This is a genomic window from Atlantibacter sp., assembly GCF_032062175.1.
Classification (GTDB): domain Bacteria; phylum Pseudomonadota; class Gammaproteobacteria; order Enterobacterales; family Enterobacteriaceae; genus Atlantibacter.
Map to the genome: position 1 here is coordinate 17,613 of NZ_DAMBQK010000024.1, position 15,209 is coordinate 32,821.

20 protein-coding genes are annotated in these 15,209 nt (G+C 50.0%); 6 read left to right on the forward strand and 14 right to left on the reverse strand.

All coding sequences use genetic code 11. The features are described 5' to 3' along the window. Window positions 1–145: 145 nt before the first annotated feature. The gene (locus tag RT120_RS17930) at window positions 146–1,324 is read left to right on the forward strand and encodes an ROK family protein (RefSeq protein WP_312984772.1); all 1,179 of its coding nucleotides are present in this window, start codon (window positions 146–148) and stop codon (window positions 1,322–1,324) included. 429 nt (window positions 1,325–1,753) lie between these two features. Here RT120_RS17930 and RT120_RS17935 read toward each other — a convergent pair whose 3' ends face one another. The 12 genes from RT120_RS17935 to RT120_RS17990 form a co-directional block, all read right to left on the reverse strand. Continuing rightward, the gene (locus RT120_RS17935) at window positions 1,754–2,122 is read right to left on the reverse strand and encodes a TA system toxin CbtA family protein (RefSeq protein ID WP_312984773.1); all 369 of its coding nucleotides are present in this window, start codon (window positions 2,120–2,122) and stop codon (window positions 1,754–1,756) included. A 20-nt stretch (window positions 2,123–2,142) separates the two neighbouring features. Next, window positions 2,143–2,460 carry a type IV toxin-antitoxin system YeeU family antitoxin gene (locus RT120_RS17940; RefSeq protein WP_312984774.1) on the reverse strand — a complete coding sequence of 106 codons (318 nt, stop codon included), beginning with the start codon at window positions 2,458–2,460 and terminating at the stop codon, window positions 2,143–2,145. A 17-nt stretch (window positions 2,461–2,477) separates the two neighbouring features. After that, window positions 2,478–2,699, reverse strand: coding sequence for a DUF987 domain-containing protein (locus RT120_RS17945; protein ID WP_058668641.1), 222 nt, complete (start codon window positions 2,697–2,699; stop codon window positions 2,478–2,480). A gap of 8 nt (window positions 2,700–2,707) precedes the next feature. Next, window positions 2,708–3,190, reverse strand: coding sequence for a RadC family protein (gene radC / locus RT120_RS17950; protein ID WP_312984779.1), 483 nt, complete (start codon window positions 3,188–3,190; stop codon window positions 2,708–2,710). Window positions 3,191–3,198: 8 nt separating this feature from the next. After that, complete coding sequence (locus tag RT120_RS17955) at window positions 3,199–3,657, reverse strand: antirestriction protein (RefSeq protein ID WP_312984781.1); 459 nt, start codon at window positions 3,655–3,657, stop codon at window positions 3,199–3,201. Between the two features lie 79 nt (window positions 3,658–3,736). Next, a complete protein-coding gene (locus RT120_RS17960) occupies window positions 3,737–3,973 on the reverse strand; it encodes a DUF905 domain-containing protein (protein WP_312984783.1) in 237 nt (78 codons plus the stop codon). Between the two features lie 76 nt (window positions 3,974–4,049). Then, window positions 4,050–4,460, reverse strand: a complete 411-nt coding sequence (locus RT120_RS17965) for a hypothetical protein (protein ID WP_312984784.1) — start codon at window positions 4,458–4,460, stop codon at window positions 4,050–4,052. Window positions 4,461–4,548: 88 nt separating this feature from the next. Next, entirely contained in the window at window positions 4,549–5,163 is a 615-nt protein-coding gene (locus RT120_RS17970; protein ID WP_312984785.1) for a hypothetical protein, read from the reverse strand. Beyond that, entirely contained in the window at window positions 5,160–5,864 is a 705-nt protein-coding gene (locus tag RT120_RS17975) for a WYL domain-containing protein (protein ID WP_312984786.1), read from the reverse strand. Before RT120_RS17975 ends, RT120_RS17970 begins: the two co-directional genes overlap by 4 nt. 201 nt (window positions 5,865–6,065) lie before the next feature. Next, a complete protein-coding gene (locus RT120_RS17980) occupies window positions 6,066–6,899 on the reverse strand; it encodes a DUF932 domain-containing protein (protein ID WP_312984788.1) in 834 nt (277 codons plus the stop codon). Window positions 6,900–6,994: 95 nt separating this feature from the next. Next, complete coding sequence (locus RT120_RS17985) at window positions 6,995–7,858, reverse strand: GTPase family protein (RefSeq protein ID WP_312984789.1); 864 nt, start codon at window positions 7,856–7,858, stop codon at window positions 6,995–6,997. 120 nt (window positions 7,859–7,978) lie between these two features. After that, window positions 7,979–9,109, reverse strand: coding sequence for a hypothetical protein (locus RT120_RS17990; protein WP_312984791.1), 1,131 nt, complete (start codon window positions 9,107–9,109; stop codon window positions 7,979–7,981). Window positions 9,110–9,531: 422 nt separating this feature from the next. On the opposite strand from RT120_RS17990, the gene RT120_RS17995 reads away from it, so the two are divergent. The 5 genes from RT120_RS17995 to RT120_RS18015 all read left to right on the forward strand — a co-directional run bounded on the left by RT120_RS17995 (window position 9,532) and on the right by RT120_RS18015 (window position 13,070). After that, a complete protein-coding gene (locus RT120_RS17995) occupies window positions 9,532–9,738 on the forward strand; it encodes an AlpA family transcriptional regulator (protein WP_312984792.1) in 207 nt (68 codons plus the stop codon). 107 nt (window positions 9,739–9,845) lie between these two features. Continuing rightward, a complete protein-coding gene (locus RT120_RS18000; RefSeq protein ID WP_312984793.1) occupies window positions 9,846–10,379 on the forward strand; it encodes a secretoglobin family protein in 534 nt (177 codons plus the stop codon). A gap of 243 nt (window positions 10,380–10,622) precedes the next feature. Continuing rightward, window positions 10,623–10,772, forward strand: a complete 150-nt coding sequence (locus tag RT120_RS21780; RefSeq protein ID WP_409515069.1) for a putative zinc ribbon protein — start codon at window positions 10,623–10,625, stop codon at window positions 10,770–10,772. A gap of 327 nt (window positions 10,773–11,099) precedes the next feature. Next, the gene (locus RT120_RS18010; RefSeq protein ID WP_312984794.1) at window positions 11,100–11,711 is read left to right on the forward strand and encodes an inovirus Gp2 family protein; all 612 of its coding nucleotides are present in this window, start codon (window positions 11,100–11,102) and stop codon (window positions 11,709–11,711) included. 156 nt (window positions 11,712–11,867) lie between these two features. Then, a complete protein-coding gene (locus tag RT120_RS18015) occupies window positions 11,868–13,070 on the forward strand; it encodes a multidrug effflux MFS transporter (protein WP_312984795.1) in 1,203 nt (400 codons plus the stop codon). A gap of 7 nt (window positions 13,071–13,077) precedes the next feature. Here RT120_RS18015 and RT120_RS18020 read toward each other — a convergent pair whose 3' ends face one another. Together RT120_RS18020 and RT120_RS18025 are read right to left on the reverse strand one after the other, a co-directional pair. Then, complete coding sequence (locus RT120_RS18020) at window positions 13,078–13,758, reverse strand: nitroreductase (protein WP_312984796.1); 681 nt, start codon at window positions 13,756–13,758, stop codon at window positions 13,078–13,080. Between the two features lie 259 nt (window positions 13,759–14,017). After that, window positions 14,018–15,043 carry an alpha/beta hydrolase gene (locus tag RT120_RS18025; RefSeq protein ID WP_223163989.1) on the reverse strand — a complete coding sequence of 342 codons (1,026 nt, stop codon included), beginning with the start codon at window positions 15,041–15,043 and terminating at the stop codon, window positions 14,018–14,020. Window positions 15,044–15,209 lie beyond the last annotated feature (166 nt).

The following is a 15,209-nucleotide window of genomic DNA, read 5'->3' on the forward strand; positions in this document are numbered from 1 at the left end:
CATTCATCATCACCCCGCCGGGGTTGCCAGAGGCCCCGGCTTTCAGGATACTCTTTCATATTATCTGCTTATGGGGCCTGCCTTCTCACAGGAAAATGCCGTGTATATTCCGGCCCGGCCCTGATACGTCACTGTATGGATGCGCATGGATAAGACTCCTGTCTCGGATTTTCTGGCTCATTTACCCGTTACCCGTGCCGTTCTCGACGACAGGGAGCGAGTGTTTCTTGCTGTTCTCAGGGGACAAGTTCATTCCCGGAGTGAAGCGACCCGGACGTTGTCGATTCGATCCACGACTATCTCAGACCATGTGGCCGACTTACTGGAAAGACGTTTACTGACTGAGGAAATCAGTGCCCGCGCAGGTCGCGGGCGACCGTTGCGGACATTGCATGCCTGTGCTGAACGTTTGGTAACCCTTGTCTTTCAGGTGATAAGCCAGTCAGTGCATGTGTTTATGGTCAACCTGTCAGCAGAGATCATTGGTCACGAAAAAGCGGAAGCGTCACCTGAGAGTGATAACGAGGCTCTGGGTGCGATTTTTCTGCGGCTCTATCAAACGGTGATGAGGGCTCTTCCTGCGGGAGCAGATTTAGCCGGTATCGTTTTTTCGCTTGGTGGGGTATTTGATCGCACCACTCACCGCTGGATCCACACCTCGCGTTGGCCAAAAATGCATAACCTGGATATTCAGCATCTTTTTAGCGGAGAAAAACACCCCATTTCTCTGTCGCGCACCCTGGACAATGAGCTTCGCATTCATATGCTTCTTCAGCGTCAAAGCACTCTGCTACTGCACTGGGGGTATGGTGTGGGTTTCGCGTTTGGCCAGTCCAGTGACAGAATTGTGGAAGGGGGAAGCGCGTTTGGTGAAATCGGGCACTGGCGAGTAACCGATCAGGGTACCTCCTGCCATTGTGGGCAAACGGGATGCCTGGAGACACTAACGGCGTTGTGGTCAATTGGCACCCCTATCCTGGGTGAAGATTTTCGGGCGGGTGACGAAGAAGAACATATCGCGCAAGTGCTGAAAGACAAGGACATAACAGATAATGACGCGATACAGCAAGCCGTGGAGCATATGTCGACGGCCGCTTCAAATGTCTGTCGCGTATTTTTTCCGGACAGGCTGGTAGTATCCGGCCCGTTCGTCCAAAACCAACGGATATGGCAGTCTTTCCGTGAGCGGTTCGAACAAAAAAATCGTTTCTTTAGTCAGGAAATTCAATCATTGACCGTTAGCCAGGTGAGCCGCGATCTCGGTATTTATGGTGCGGCCCTGCCGATACTTGAGCAGGGTCTTGCAGCATTATTGTTGGACTAAAGATAAGGCAACACTTATCTGCCCGCTTTTAGGCTTTCCTCTGGCTTTGGCGGCATGATCCTGCCATGCGGAAAGCTTCATTGGGGCATCTCCTACTACAGCACACAAAATGCCCCACTTAGGCCCGTGCTGTAACTTGAGTCCGGTAGCTAATGGGAGATTAAGAAACGGACTGTAACCCGCAGGATAAGGGCTTTTAACGAGTTTTGGTAAACCTGGAAAGGCTTAGAAATGGTGCGATAATAGGAACATAACACAACCTATATAACCATTGATAATTATAGATATTTCCTTGTTTCATTTTTATAAATGCCCCCTTTTGTGCCCCCACCTTGTTTTTCATGGGACTCGATGAGCCTTTCACCGAGTCGCCAATATCACCAATTTCTTCACAGACTGTGCAAATCTTCGCTGCTCTTGGAGCCCTCCTCACTGCCGCGATCGGCTAAGAACAATATTACTTACTTCCCGATACGAACAACCGTTCATTAATCCGCATGCTCTCCTGGCATGAAGGATATCTGTCACAGTCAAATATGGCGTTCGTTCCTGTAAGGTAAATCCATTGCGATCGATACGAATTAACTCATTCTTTTCTACCAGAAAGTTAACGGCATTAGCCAGAGTGATACCGGCATCGATATGTTCCTGTATAACGGATTCATCAAAGAACGGCGTATCGTTCAGGGTCAGACCATAGTGTTTTTCCAGCAGGCGTGCCAGTAACATTTGCCAGACAGCCACTGGAGACAGACAGGGCTTCGCCGCCCGCGAAATTGTAGCAGGTAGAGTTTTCATGCTTGCTCTCGTGAAATTAGTTAGCTTTGAGTGGGATAAACAGCGATATATACGTAGCCGCAACTACCAAGAGTATCGGCTTCGCAGGTAAAACCGTTGTGGTACAGGGTGACACAGTGGGCATGGCGAGGGTTCATTTCACCAGTAGTCAGCATTGATTCCATCTGACTGATAAAATGCGGGAATGCGAAATCCAACTTCAGGCATTCGGTATCACTAAACTTACCGGTGATACTTGCCCGGTCAGCCAGATAGTGCAGTCGGTTGCCCTCCTGCACCAGACGTGCTCCCAGGCGCGGCGTGATATCCCGCTGTAGGCCCCATGTGGTGTTTTTCATTTATAACCTCTTTATTGTCAGTTCAGGGTGATAGTCATCAGACAGGCATAAGGCCCGTTGCGGTCCTGGCGGCGTTCGGCGTATATCGCCAGCACACCGGGAATGTCAGGAACTACAAGACCGGTGTAATGACAGACACTGCCGTGCCACTGGTATCTGCCGGTGCAGTAGCGAAAAATGCGGGAAGCCGGATGCTGACGGTAAATCGTCATCGCCCGGCGTTTACTGATAATTTTCATGTATTGCCTCAAAGCAGACCGTGTTCGGCGAAAGACAATATCTGCGTGCCACCGACGATGAGATGATCAGGCACACGGATATCAACGAGCTGAAGCGCCTGCACCAGACGCTGTGTGATGGTCTTATCAGCTTGGCTGGGTGTGATGTCACCGGAGGGATGGTTATGCGCCAGTATCACTGCTGCTGCATTGAAGTACAGGGCGCGTTTGACCACCTCACGGGGATGTACCTCGGTGCTACTAATAGAACCGGCAAACAGGGTTTCGTGGGCAATCAACTGGTTCTGCTGGTTCAGATACAACACCATAAACTCTTCACGCTCCAGTCCCGCCATTTTCAGTTTCAGCCAGTCACGGGCAGCCTGAGTGGAGGTGAATGCCACGCCTGTTTCACGCAGGTGGCGGTCAAGCAGCGTTAAGGCGCGTTTTACCGTGCGTTGCGCGGCTAGTGGGAGTACCGACACCGCTGGGGTAAGTGACTGTTCCATCATGTGTATCCTCAATCAATAATGCTCAGAATGACGCTGGATTCAGGGTGCTGCAGGGCGTAATCCCGCAGGCGGTAATAGTGCTCAGTCATGGCATCACATTCGGTGCGACAGGCGTGATGGCTGTATTCAATCAGGCAGATAGTGATACCTGCGGCTTCCGCGCTCATTTGCGCACCATTACCGTTCATGCTGTTAAACAGATGCCATTTATCATCAATGTCAGCATCAGGAGCCATAAACGCGCCGCCATTGCTGAGCGTGTAAAAGGACCAGATACCAGCGCTGTACTCATCACAGAAGCGGTCCATCCAGGCGAAAATACGGGGTTCCAGCGTTATCCACTGCGGGATAGCGCCAAAGTGCTGTGGCCAGAAGCGGATGCGCTGTTCGTCAGGTACTGGTGTTGCAGTAAGGTCAAATTGAGGTTCATTAGCGGGCATCAATTCGCGTTGAGTTTCTGTCGTCATGGATATTCTCCGTCAATAAAAAACGCCAGCGACGATAGCTGGCGTATGGGGGATATGAAGCAATGATGAATGGGTGTGGTCAGCAGGAGGATGCTCTGAGGATTCCATACTGCCGGATATAGCGGTTAAGTCCTTCACCGGCATCCGTTTCAAAGCTCCACGCCCGCCAGACCATTCGACCTTCAGAGCCGCGAACCACCAGGTGGAAGTGGCTACCCAGGTCGTCTTCAATACTGATGTTGCAATACCGGCGGGTAACCACTTCGGCCTGCTGTCGGGTGAAAGGTCCCGGCGGCAGTAATTGAAATCCAGACATTTTGATAATCTTAAAAACAAAGCCCCCGACGCAGACGCGTCGGGGGCTTTGAGAGAGTATTGTGGTGCGGGTTCAGTCAGAAACCCGTCTGTACCTTATACAGGCGCAAAGTTTTGCTGCCCCGGACAATCTTCACATACAGGGCATTATCTTTTGTGCCTCGCACAAACCCGGCCTTCACATCCCCTTTGCAGTCACCGCCGTCATAAGGAATGTTAAGTCCGGTGTTAAATACCAGGTCAATAACACCGAAGCTTAAATCTTCGCAGGCTGGACCGGGCAGGTCCTGAATCAGGGCAAACTTACGGTCATTACTGACATCAGTCAATGAACAGACGGTAGTGTTAATGTCATTACCCCGGCACCAGTATTCCTGGCCGGGATTGTCTTTATCCATCAGACTTTCCGGAAGCTGCGCGGCACCGGCGCTGAAAGCCGCGAGCGAGAGAATTAAAGCCGGGATAACAGAGGTCGCTATTTTTAGCATGGTCTTCTTCCTGAATAAATGCGAACCGGATTGAACCAGATATACCTGCAAGCCATCTGGCGCGGTTAAAACATCTGTAACCAGATCCTCAACAGTTACCGGTTCGGCGGCAGAGTTCAGCCATACTCTGCTTTGCCACCCATTGCTGCAGCTCCCTGTCTTTTTGAGAACGCTTAGCCTCCAGCGCGGCCTGTTGTTTGGGATTGACGCAGTTATCAGGCACGACCATCAGGGTGTTTGGTTGAAATTTTGTCCGGGCTACTCGCACTGTCTCTGCCGGGTCATCAGTTCCACTCGCTCGCTGCTGTGCCTCGTCAAGCAATGCAGCCTGTGTATCAATCAGAACGAAACCACATGCCTTTCCCTCACCCTGGTAGACAGATGTCAAATCGGAGGAAGAACCACTGGCTGTTTTGAGCGCCAGTTTGTGTACCGTTTTAGTATTTTTATCGGCCAGAAAATAGCCTCCATTGTATCCCTGACGTAGCAGGAATTGCCGGGTCCAGGGATAATTATCGATCACTCTGGCACCATACAGCGCGTTGCTAAGGGTATGGTTGTCCAGACCATCAGCTGATTTCCAGCCATCTGCCTGCATGTACTGCCAGGCCTTAACCGTACCCACGATATTTTCAGCGGCTACTGGCAAAACTGTTCCGACGCACAGGCTGAGCGCCAGCGTGGTTGCAGTGAGTAATTTCATCTTTGCTCCTTAAAGGGTGAAAAACCGTCGTCACCGACAACGAAAAGTGAACGGAAAGTTTGAAAGTGAGGTAAAACCCGAAGAAAATCTGGGTGTGACAACAGGTTACGTACCTGTGTATCCGGGACAAAAAGCGCAGGGTTGAATGTGACTGTGTGAATATCACCCAGCGTGAAAACCGTTATATGTCCCTCATGTTCACCGGTCAGGTACCAGCAGCCGTCGCTGCACACCAGTCGATAGGGAGCCAGACCAGTGCAACGATGACCCTCTGCCAGTAGCGTTACCCGACGGTGTTCTGTGATGGCGCGAATCAGTCGCGTAAACACTTCAGGGCGTGCTTGCATCCTGACGTTGGTGCTGTGCCAGATAAGGCAGGGAGACTCGCTGGCGCTCAACAGAGAGTTGACCAGTTGGTTGTCTATATCCGGAAAAAGCGCCTCCACACCGGACTGACGGACAAAGGTCTGCACCGTCAGCTCCCTCTGACGGCTGCCGGACAGCAGACGACATTGCCCGTTACGGAATTCCAGATCGAGATAGGCCAGACGCTCGCGAAAATCCCGACGCAATGTGCGCACTGACACGCCAAATTCGGCGGCCAGTGTCTGTATGACCAGCGTTTCTCCCGCCACAAGACGGCTGATAATCAGCGACAGCCGGACCGCAAGGCGCTCATGGCGGCGCTCAGACTGAGACATGAGAGGCGTTCTCCACCCTGTTAATGGACTGAAAATTAAGTGATTAGTGTAACGAGAGGGTCGGACAGGATACGGACAGCGGAAGCGGTATTTTTTCTGCATGCTGAATGCAATCAGAATGCGGTTCCGTAGCCTTATCAAGGAAAGACTGCCTGGAAATCGATCAACGAACGGACAGGGGGTGTCCGTATGCTGCCGGAGCTAACATCCGTTTGCCTCAAATCCGGAGAGCATAGCTTCCGCCATCACCCATAGCGCCCGGTTGAGCTTAACGTCGCCGTCAATGCCGCGCACGGCACGGGTATGCGTTCGCCCGCCTTTTGCACTCCGGCCACTGAGCCCACCCTTAATCAGGTTCTCCTGAATACGCTGGTATGTAGTCCACAGGTCATTGCTCTCATCCTGCCAGCGGCGGGGGGAAAGCACCTGAGGTGCTGTCACCGGCTGGTGGTCCTCACCGAAACGGTACGTCAGTGCAGCCTGAGCCAGAGCCTGTTGTGCTGGTGGCGACAGCATCAGAGACTGCATGGCATCCCGCTTCTCTTCCACACGGTCAAAAATCCCCAGGACTTCATAAGCCCCCTCAATCACCTGACTCAACACATCCCCTTTGTGCGGTACCCGCACCTCACCAAACGACTCGCCGCAGACGAGCCCGTTCTGGCATACCGCACGGAATAATCCCGGTAACATCTGATACGAGCTGGTGCCGTCATGAGAATTGAGCAGAATGATTTCCGGGACCTGCTTGCCAGTAATTTGTCCCTCCCGGCGCAGGCGTAACATATGCTTTGTATGCTCGCGACGCCCAGGGTCACGCACCCGGGTCTGGCAGGCAAAGAACGGCTGAAAGCCTTCGCGCTGCAGGTTTTCAAGTACAGTAATTGTTGGTATCCAGGTATACCGGGCACTCCGGGACGCATGCTTGTCCTCGCTGAATACGCTGGGCACCACACGAAAAAGTTCTTCGCGGGTTAGCGGACGGTCACGACGAATAAGATTTGCTGCGCCAAAGCGCGAAGCCAGACGGGTCATAAGCAGACTCCTCATGATGGAAGAATAAAAACAAAAAAGCCCTGTCGCATAATCGCGACAGGGCTCAGGAAATAACTGGTTAATCTACTAATAATTCAGAAGAAGAAATTCCAGACGGCGCGGGCGGCCGATACCACGGTATCGCGTACAGCCTGGATTATTGTCCGAACCGGGGCTGGTATCAGGGGCATGGAACTTACCGTATCCAGTATCGAGCCGACCGTTTCACCAAAATCATCACGCGCTTTTTTATTAACGACATCGGTACGCAGTGGCGCACTGAGCTGAGATACGACCGGGCTGCTGGCCTCGCGTGGCAGGCAACGGATCATCCGTTCAGCCATCACCCGCAGCCCCCACTGCAAACGTACCGACACCGCGCAGACAGGGTTTACAGGCTGGAAGAGTTCATGTAACTGGCAGATTTTGCGGCTGATATTTTGTTTCTGTTCCGGGGATAATATATTGGCACTGTTGGTGGGTTCGACCTTATCCGACTGGCAGATAACAAACAGCACCTTATGTCGATAAGGCTCACCGATCACCTGATGGTAAAAATGCTCATCCACGGCCAGCGCACGATCATCAGCCTTGATCAGCCATAGCACCAGATCGAGACGGGGAAGCTGTGCGCGATACAGGGCGGCATATTCGGCATCACGTTCACCACTTTCACCAACGCCAGGTAAGTCCACGATGGTCATTGAGCGCTTCCCCAGTTGCAGGTCGAAGCGCAAAGGTTCACGCGTACATGCGGCCACATCACTGACCGGCGACACCTCACCGGCAAAGAGTGTATTGCACAAACTGCTCTTGCCAACCCCAGTCTTACCCATAATGCCAATCACTGGCTCATAGTGAGTAAGCTGATTTATTTGCTGCAGAATACGCGCTGATGCCCATTGCGGTAGGCCAGAAAGCGATTGCTGCAAAGGCTGCAAACCTTCAGATATTTTCATTAATAGTCCTCTGACTGAAAACAAAAACGGCAGAACCAGGAGGTTCTGCCGTTAATGGGGTATGTTCAACGTGATGATATATATCTGAATGTTTTTTCAACAAATAAGAAACTTTACTTTCTACAGATGATTCCTGGCATACTCACTTTCAATCAGTGCTACCAATATATCTGACTCAGAAATCCCATGCATAACCGAAAGCCTCGTGAGTTTCTTTTTTATTTTAGCTGGAATCTTCAGCTCTGCTTTACGTTCTTTTTCCTTTTTTCGAAACAGCTTCAGTGCCCATGCTTTTTCCAGCTCATCCATCAACACGGCCTTATGCTTTCGTGGCTCACAAGAGGATATTTTTAAATCAAGGCGTTGTGGACTTATTTTCTTTTGATTTTTAGTTAGCTCATCAATCTGGTCATTCGTCCACCCCTGCCATAAATCGAAAGTTGCACAAATAAAATGCCAGCGCTGAAAATTGTTAAGCGGATTCAGTGGAGGAGATACGCCTTTTTCTTTCATGGTGTTCCATACCCATATGCACTGTTCTTTGTTTTTAATATCCATCCACGAGAAAGCTTGCTGAAAATCTTCCTGAGCTTTGGTCCAGGCTTTACCCACCTCCTTTATAAACTCACCAACATTCCTTAAATTAAACTCAGACAATGTATTTATGATGCACTCGGGAATATTTTCCATACCCACTACACGTTGGGAAAAACTGGGAAAGGAAACACCTCTGGCAGGTTTATCTTTTAAGGTAGAACCAGCAAATTCCTTAAGAAGTTCATCCAGGTCTTTTTCCGGTTTTTTTTCCATATCAGGAAATGACTGCAGCAAGCTATTTTTTTCTATTTCTTCTGATGCTTCAGGCAAATCAGGAGCACCTGATTCATGTTTTTCTTGCGGATCATTAAAATTAAATTCTGGCATAAGTCCACCAAGCTTAACTTTCTCTTCTGACTGTTGAACACCTGCGAGCGGAGCTATAGCCAGATTTAGAGGTCTGATGCCGAGTGCCCGTGCTGAAAGTGGGTTAGCTTCATGTTCATTTCTCGGTGCAATGCTGTTGGCTCTGGCTTTTTCAAGAACTGCTCCCAAGTAAAAAAAATAAAAAAAGGCAGCGCGTGGCTCTTTCTCTAGCCACTTTAACTTGTTCTTTATCCACGCCCGCTTTTCAGCCAGTGTATTTTGCGAATCTGCTTTTTTCTCTTCCACCACGTTCCTCTTTCCACGACTGACTTCGTTAACAAACCCCATCACTAAATCCCCCCGGGTGGGGCTATGGGCTCCTAGTTTACATATACAAAACGTGTACTAACAATAGTAATTACGATATAAAAAAACAAAAAAAACGTAGTAAATTTGTAGTATCAAAAAGCAACATGAGACATTAATATCAATCAGTTACACCACACTCTCTCTTACAAATAGAGAAACCACAGGGGAAAAGGAAGCATCCTTCTCTGAGAAACCTAAACATCGGAAGCCTTTCTTTTGTCGGACAGAATGAGATTGTTGTAGCTCGTAGATCACAGACGTACCCAACCAACATTGTCATGAGAGCTTCAGAGCGGAGCGGTAAACATTTTTTTACGTAATCACCGGTACCTATGCCGGAGCAGGCAGTAGTAATTAATCAATCCACTCCGGTATTCATATAGCGACCGGAGAATCCAGCAATGAACATCAAGCCTTCCCTTCTCGAAGACCAGTTTGTCGATATGACTTTTATCACTCGGCTCACCGGGCTGACTGATAAGTGGTTTTACAAGCTTATTAAAGATGGAGTATTTCCAAAACCCATCAAACTGGGGCGCAGTTCCCGCTGGCTACAGAGTGAAGTCGAAGCCTGGCTTCAGGCCCGTATCGAAGAATCCCGCACTTAGCGTAAAGCCCTTCTCCACTCGTTAACAAAAATCCTGACCGTAATGCCTTAACCGCGCCTCGCGCAGACTCCCGGCTGCCTGTCATTTATGTATTAAGGAATATCAAAATGGACAATTCACCTTTGCTCAACCATTATCAGATCTGGCTTGATGATTTTACTCGTATTAATGTGTTCCACGGCTTATGTCATCAGCAAATAACGCAGTGGCACCGACTGACTATAACGTCCTGCCTGATACCGGAAGGTCATTCAGTCGAAGTAGTGATCCCTCAGTGCCTGCTGCCGTTAACCCGCACCGGGCTTATTGAGTCGTGTACTACCATTCCCCGTCTGACCAAGAACATCGATTATTCCCTTCTGCCCGGAGTACTGCTCAGCGAATGTTACCGATTGGGGAAAAGTCGACTGGCGGACCAGTTGCAGATGTTGTTCCGTTTACATGCACGGCCAGGCATACGCCAGACGCTGACATTGCTGTGCTGGTGTGAACTGGTAACGGGCAAGGATATGAAGGAATGGTATGAACTGCATCTGTCGCTTCCTGACACTCTGAAGCAATGGCTGGCAATAAAACAGCGTGCGTACCGGGGTCTTAAGGCTCTCACTGATGATTACATCCGTGCCACCCGGCCAGTGTGAGGGCCGGATCATGCAGATACCCAAATGTTATATCGCACAACGTTAAACAGGTGAGATTGGCGCAATCAGCCAGCTTAATTCAGTTGATGACGAATGGTTCTGCCACCACTGCTGGTGTCCGTTGATTTACCATCAGTCCACCAGAACATCAGCCCCGTGGTTCGAACATGATATGCCCTGTGGACAACCGGAAGCGCTGCTGCAGTCTCCTTACCTGACCCCGTCGATGTAAAACCTTCAGCTGTGGCGAAGCTACAGTGCCTACTGGCACAACTGTCACCGGTCATGACGACCACACAATGGCAATGTACCAGATGCGGTCTGTCATATGGCGGTGAGAAGTGCTGCCCTCAATGTAGAAAAGGGATATACAGTCGGGAGATACGAATTTAGCGATATGTACCAGGCAATCATGGGATTGATTGGTACACCAGAAAGTTATTATATGGGGGGATATAACTTCGGAGTAAAAATCAATCACTTTTCATCACCCAGCCGCTAGTGCTGTTGGATTGATTATTAGTACTCCACGACGGGTTGGTAATATTAATTAACTAACTGATATATAAAAATATCATCTCAATATCACACCCTATACGGTCACTCGTACACGACAGCCTGAATGGCTGGTATTACCCCCTCTAAATCCGTAACCACTTTAACAACCCATTACGGGTAAGGCTTTGCCCTGCCCGTAATTCATTACCCAAGGAAAATTATATGATTGATAATATCTATCTCGATAGGCGGCACGCACCATTCAACACCACTTACCTACAACGTATTATACGCGTTATAAATAATGCGACTGCAGAGCACGCACGAACGATGGCAGTTCGGGTAGACCTGCGTCTTCCTGATGATATGCCCAATACTAGGCAAGGTCTGATATCTCGTTTCATTGAATCCCTTGATGCAAAGATTACAGCACGCTACCGAAGTAAGCTGAAGCAGGGTAAACGAACATATCCCTGCCACCTGCGAGATGCCTGGGTTCGGGAGGTGGGTGAGATTAATCAGAAATCGCATTACCACATGGTGTTGTTCGTGAATAACGATACGTTCAATGGACTGGGGAGTTACAAAGAAGACGGGACGGGCCTGGCGTCCCTGATACGAGAGGCCTGGCTGAGTGCTTTACAGCTTAGTCACAGCCCAGAGCACGGGACGCTAGCCCGCTTTCCCGATAATCCACTTTATTACCTGGATATTAATTCCCCCGGTTACAGCGAGGTTTATGATCAACTAACGTTTCGCTTGAGTTACTTCGCGAAAGAGAGAACCAAATCCTACAGCCGTGAAGAGCGATCTTTTGGCTGTAGTCAGCGTTAATACCTCTTGAGGCATCTATCTAAGAGGACAATTACTTGGTAGGCAACTCCAGAAATTAATGAATACCATTCATAGTCCTTATCCTCCCTCCTGTGATTATCAGCGAGCACAAACCCGTTAACATACCCCCTATCTCTTTATGTCCAACGGATCACCATGCTTAATCAACAGGCACAAACACAGTCGACTACAGCTAACAAAACAGGTCTCTCGTTTCTACTCATTCTCAGCGCCCTGATGGCTGTGACCTCTTTATCAACCGACATCTATCTTCCAGCTATGCCTGTCATGGCCAAAGATTTGCAGGGTGACGCAGAGCTGACAATCACAGGGTTCCTTATCGGTTTTTGCATTGCACAACTGATTTGGGGACCGATTAGCGATCGTTATGGTCGTCGACTGCCGCTGTTTATCGGTTTAGGTCTATTCATCGTCGGCTCGGTGGGCTGCGCGTTATCAACGGATATCGTGCAAATTGTCTTCTGGCGTGTTTTTCAGGCGTTAGGTGCCTGTACCGGGCCGATGCTGGCACGAGCAATGATCCGTGACTTGTTTAGCCGTACTCGTGCTGCACAAATGCTTTCGACTCTGATGATCATTATGGCCATCGCGCCGATTGCCGGGCCCCTGATAGGGGGGCAGATGATTAAAGTCACCTCGTGGCATGCCATTTTCTGGCTGCTGGCGATTATCGGAGCATTAATGCTGATGTCTTTATTCTGGCTACCGGAGACATTACCTGCCGAAAAACGCTCGCAAGCCTCCGTAACCAGAGCTTTTCACAACTACTATGCCTTGCTCACCAACGCCAGATACATGCGGTTTACTTTGTGCCTGACGTTCTACTACGTTGCAGCCTACGCCTTTATCACCGGTTCCCCGTTTGTGTACATCACTTACTTCGGGGTTGACCCGCAGCATTACGGTTGGCTGTTTGCAGTAAACATTGTTGGACTGATGGCGGTGAGCATGGTCAACAGACGTCTGGTTCACCGCTATCCACTGGAAGCGTTGCTCAGGAATGCCGTATTCATTGCCGCTATTGCGGCAATAGTGCTGGCGGTCACCACCGGCCTGGGCGTAGGAGGAATTACCGTGATTGTCGGCGCTGTGTTCGTATTCTTCTCCATGAATGGCATCATCGCGGCGACATCCACGGCTTGCGCTCTGGACGCAGTGCCTAATGTGGCTGGCTCCGCATCGGCGCTAATGGGGGCATTACAATACGGCAGCGGCATCATCTCTTCACTGCTTCTTGCCTTGTTCAGTGATGGCACACCCTGGACGATGGGCTGGATAATTGCGTTGTTTACAGCAGCCAGCGCCCTTATGGCACTGACCGTTCAGATAAAAAAATAAAACGTCGTTATTGATGCCAGACGACACTTTCGTCCAGAAATACCCGCCCTTCCCTGTAACTCAGGGAGGGATGCGTTTTATCTGGGATCCCAAAAGAAATACCGTAAAGCAGCCTGAAGCCCTCAGGAACATTTAATATTCTACGCACCGTTTGGGCAAAATAACTCAGCACTGCCTGTGGAACGCCTGCGTAACCGCGAGCTGCCAGGGAAAGCAGGAATGTCTGGGCATACATACCGGCGTCAGAGGCTACGCGAACGTTGTCCCCTACAGCAGGAATGAACAGCAAGGCAACATGAGGCGCGCCGAAAAATCTCACATTACGCTCGACCACTTCTGAGCGACTTAAGTTATCCCCCCGCGCAACGCCCAGTGCCTGATAGTACGAGCGCCCCTGCTCCGAAGCCCGTTGCCTGAATGGCTCGGGATAAGCTTCTTTATCAAACGTAAAATCAAGACTGTAGTTCCCGGCCCTCAGATCTTCCTTCAGTGCGTGGCTTAATTCACGAAGTTTATCTCTTGCAACGATATGCAGGGACCAGGGTTGTGTATTGCAGTTGGATGGTGCGCATTGCGCTTCGAGCAAAATGTCTTTGAGGATATCGCTGGGGATAGGAGATGGAAGAAAGGCTCTTGCCGAGTACCTGTTTTTTACTACCTCACTAAATGTTGGCTCTTGCGTACTCATTTGGTTCTCCGCCTGAAAGTAATTTGAAGTGAATGATTCACTCTCTCCCGAACCATCCTGTCACATCAGGCTCATCGTTTTCATTCCCGGTTCCAGATTAGGTCTATGAATTCCATTCATAGCGTCTATTTAAGCAGCGTAATTATCTTTAACCGCAACTTCGTTAATCTGGGTCTATCGCGTGAACACGCAAGCGGAAAATGGCTACAGCTGATGGACATACCCCAGCCTGCGCGGCTGGGGCGTCATCGGAGGCTAACTAAATATTTTTATCGAAGAAGACGTCTAACTTTTGCATTGCCTGGTCAACGTATTTGGGCACCCAATACGTCTCGATATGGGTAGCGCCATCGATCAGGAAAAGTTCTTTGTCCTTCGTACCGGTGGCTTTCGCGAACGCGTCCTCAGTCATGTAGAGCGTATCCGCTTTTGTACCGGCAATCATCAGCAGCGGTTTATTGATGAGATTGATATGGTCCGTTACGTCAAAGCTCATCAAATCCAGAAGACTGCTGGTGGTGTATTTAAACGTGGAGTTCGGGTGGGCGTGGGTTTTCCAGTAGTACTCGTAGCCCTGGCGATATAAGGCAAAAGGTAATTTAGCAATCTGTTCATCAGTCAGGTTGGCATCGCCTGAGTAAAGCACTTCTCCTCCGGCAGCTTCCTGAGCACGCGCGTCAGAAGCCTGTTGAAGACGCTGCTGGATAGTATCCAGCTGTGAATCCTGCATACCGTTGCGGCGCACAAGGCCTGAATTAAACATGCTGATGGTTGCTATCGATTTGAACCGCTTGTCAGTTTCGGCCGCAACAAGTGAATACCCGCCGCCTCCACAAATACCCAGCAGACCAAGGCGGGCGGTATCTACACCGGGATACTGGCTAATGTAGTCAGCCATGCCGTGGATATCCTCAATGCGATTAGCGGGTTTATCCACGCTGCGAGGCATCCCACCGCTGGCACCCTGGTAAGCCGCGTCGGCGGTAATCGTGATGTAGCCCTGCTCGGCGAGACGCTGGGCATACAACCCGGCGACCTGCTCTTTTACGCCACCATTAGGATGTGCAACCACCACGGCAGGATATTTTTTGGCGGGATCGTAGTTAGCAGGGGTATAGACATTCGCAGCAATCTGGATGCCATGCAGATCGTATTTCACCGGATGAATGTTGACCTTACCTTTGACGTTCTCGGTGATGGCTCCGTCATAGACGAGAGTGAATGGATTTTTTTTGTAATCAGCCGCATTGACTGAGGTCACCCCAGCCATTGCCGTGAGTAGCATTGCACTGATAAGCGTGAATTTCATGGTCTCTCCCGATGAGTGTCGGCCTTGTTATACAGGCTCGCGGAATCAAATTTGCAGGCTCAGATTAGGCGGGGAGGGCTGTCAGCATCGTGACAGGGAAATAACATTTTTGTCAGGAAACAGGCTGGGATGGGAAAGCATT

Excerpts from the sequence above, each read along its gene's own strand:
- RT120_RS17930 (WP_312984772.1), top strand. The coding sequence starts at position 146 with ATGGATAAGACTCCTGTCTCGGATTTTCTGGCTCATTTACCCGTTACC.
- RT120_RS17935 (WP_312984773.1), bottom strand. The coding sequence starts at position 2,122 with ATGAAAACTCTACCTGCTACAATTTCGCGGGCGGCGAAGCCCTGTCTG.
- RT120_RS17940 (WP_312984774.1), bottom strand. The coding sequence starts at position 2,460 with ATGAAAAACACCACATGGGGCCTACAGCGGGATATCACGCCGCGCCTG.
- RT120_RS17945 (WP_058668641.1), bottom strand. The coding sequence starts at position 2,699 with ATGAAAATTATCAGTAAACGCCGGGCGATGACGATTTACCGTCAGCAT.
- radC (WP_312984779.1), bottom strand. The coding sequence starts at position 3,190 with ATGATGGAACAGTCACTTACCCCAGCGGTGTCGGTACTCCCACTAGCC.
- RT120_RS17955 (WP_312984781.1), bottom strand. The coding sequence starts at position 3,657 with ATGACGACAGAAACTCAACGCGAATTGATGCCCGCTAATGAACCTCAA.
- RT120_RS17960 (WP_312984783.1), bottom strand. The coding sequence starts at position 3,973 with ATGTCTGGATTTCAATTACTGCCGCCGGGACCTTTCACCCGACAGCAG.
- RT120_RS17965 (WP_312984784.1), bottom strand. The coding sequence starts at position 4,460 with ATGCTAAAAATAGCGACCTCTGTTATCCCGGCTTTAATTCTCTCGCTC.
- RT120_RS17970 (WP_312984785.1), bottom strand. The coding sequence starts at position 5,163 with ATGAAATTACTCACTGCAACCACGCTGGCGCTCAGCCTGTGCGTCGGA.
- RT120_RS17975 (WP_312984786.1), bottom strand. The coding sequence starts at position 5,864 with ATGTCTCAGTCTGAGCGCCGCCATGAGCGCCTTGCGGTCCGGCTGTCG.
- RT120_RS17980 (WP_312984788.1), bottom strand. The coding sequence starts at position 6,899 with ATGACCCGTCTGGCTTCGCGCTTTGGCGCAGCAAATCTTATTCGTCGT.
- RT120_RS17985 (WP_312984789.1), bottom strand. The coding sequence starts at position 7,858 with ATGAAAATATCTGAAGGTTTGCAGCCTTTGCAGCAATCGCTTTCTGGC.
- RT120_RS17990 (WP_312984791.1), bottom strand. The coding sequence starts at position 9,109 with ATGGGGTTTGTTAACGAAGTCAGTCGTGGAAAGAGGAACGTGGTGGAA.
- RT120_RS17995 (WP_312984792.1), top strand. The coding sequence starts at position 9,532 with ATGAACATCAAGCCTTCCCTTCTCGAAGACCAGTTTGTCGATATGACT.
- RT120_RS18000 (WP_312984793.1), top strand. The coding sequence starts at position 9,846 with ATGGACAATTCACCTTTGCTCAACCATTATCAGATCTGGCTTGATGAT.
- RT120_RS18010 (WP_312984794.1), top strand. The coding sequence starts at position 11,100 with ATGATTGATAATATCTATCTCGATAGGCGGCACGCACCATTCAACACC.
- RT120_RS18015 (WP_312984795.1), top strand. The coding sequence starts at position 11,868 with ATGCTTAATCAACAGGCACAAACACAGTCGACTACAGCTAACAAAACA.
- RT120_RS18020 (WP_312984796.1), bottom strand. The coding sequence starts at position 13,758 with ATGAGTACGCAAGAGCCAACATTTAGTGAGGTAGTAAAAAACAGGTAC.
- RT120_RS18025 (WP_223163989.1), bottom strand. The coding sequence starts at position 15,043 with ATGCTACTCACGGCAATGGCTGGGGTGACCTCAGTCAATGCGGCTGAT.